We start from the raw sequence: 1,666 nt of genomic DNA on the forward strand, positions 1-1,666 counted from the left end.
GGCCGTGGCGCTCCTGGGAACGGGCGCCGTGGTCGCGGGCGCGACCCTCAACGCCGGTGATCCCAGGCCCGACACCGTCGCCGCGACGGCGCCGGCCACCCCCACGCCGACGGCCGACCCCGCTCGCCCGGCGCCGGCGGCGGCGATCCCCGCGAGCCGCATCCGCACGTGCTCGGTGGCCGACCGCGCGGCCGACGGACGACTGGCCAACCTCCAGGCGCAGGTCGTGAACGCCRCCACCGGTGAGGTGCTCTACGACCGCGGCGGCACCACGCCCTCGCGCACTGCCAGTGTCATGAAGGTGCTGACCTCGGCGGCCGCGCTGTCGGTCCTCGGACCCGACTACCGGGCGACGACGACCGTGGTCAAGGGATCTGAGCCGGGCTCGGTCGTGCTCGTCGGCGGTGGCGACGTCACCCTCTCGCGCACGCCGAGCGGCACCGAGACGGTGTACCCCGGCGCGGCGCACCTCGACGACCTCGCCGCCCAGGTGCGCGCGGCCTGGGACGCCGACCCGTCCAACCCGCCGCTCACGAAGCTGGTGCTCGACGCGAGCCTCTTCGCCGGCGACGAGTGGGAGCCCAGCTGGGACGTGGTGGAGCGCGAGGACGGCTACATGTCGAACGTCACGGCGCTTCAGGTGGACGGCGACCGCGACGACCCGGGCGCGAACACGTCGTGGCGCAGTCCCGACCCGATCGGCCGCGCGGGCGATGCATTCGCGACGGAGCTCGGCGGCATCTCGGTGATCGAGCGCGGCACTGCGCCCGCGGGGGCGGCGCAGCTCGGCGCGGTCTCGTCGCCGACGGTCGCGCAGCTCATCGACAAGGCGCTGATCGTCTCGGACAACACCATCGCCGAGATGCTGACGCGCCTCGTCGCGATCAAGGCCGGCACGGGCAACACGTTCGGTGCCATCAACGCCGGCGTGCTGCAGGGGCTGGCCCCCTACGGGATCGACACGAGCGGCATCACCGTCGTCGACGGGTCTGGGCTCAGCGACAACAACGCCGTGCCGCCGTCGTACCTCACGCGCCTCTTCGTGAAGATCAACGCGCGCGAGGGCAACCTGGGCGTCATCATGGACGGGCTCCCCGTGTCGGGCGAACGGGGTTCGCTCTCGTACAGCGACCGGTTCTCGGGCGACAATTCCGTCGCCGACGGCGCGGTGTCGGCGAAGACGGGCTGGATCAACAGCGGCTACACGCTGTCGGGCGTCGTGCGCGCACAGGACGGCTCGACGCTCACGTTCGCCGTCTACGCGCTCGGCGACGTGTCCGATGACACGAAGCAGGCGATCGACACCCTCACGACCGGCTTCTTCCTCTGCGGCGACAACCTCTCGAATCGGTGAGCGGGCGGGCATCGGCTGACATGGGAGCAGAGCGGATGCCTCGCGAGGACGTCGTGGCGCTCGCCCGCCGCCTCGTGGCCGTCGACGCCACGAACCCGTCGCTCGTTCCCGGCGGTGCCGGCGAGGCCGAGCTCGCGAGCGTCATCGCCGACTGGCTGGGTGCTCGGGGCTTGGAGGTGCGCCTCGTCGGCCGCGATCACGCACGACCGAGCGTGCTCGCGCGCCGTCGCGGGTCGGGTGCCGGCGGCAGCCTGCTCCTCGCCGGGCATCTCGATACGGTCGGCGGCAGCGGGGCGATGAGCGGTGCGTGGG

General features: G+C 72.9%; 1 protein-coding gene and 1 pseudogene. Both read left to right on the top strand.

Annotated features, from left to right (window positions below; all coding sequences use genetic code 11):
* Nucleotides 1-4 precede the first annotated feature (4 nt).
* Nucleotides 5-1,354, top strand: coding sequence for a D-alanyl-D-alanine carboxypeptidase/D-alanyl-D-alanine-endopeptidase (locus AC1DY2_RS19505; RefSeq protein ID WP_476763916.1), 1,350 nt, complete (start codon nt 5-7; stop codon nt 1,352-1,354).
* A 35-nt stretch (nt 1,355-1,389) separates the two neighbouring features.
* Nucleotides 1,390-1,666 (top strand): annotated as a pseudogene (locus AC1DY2_RS19510) (hypothetical protein); the annotation flags it as partial.

Source organism: Agromyces sp. P1_H4, assembly GCF_056405255.1.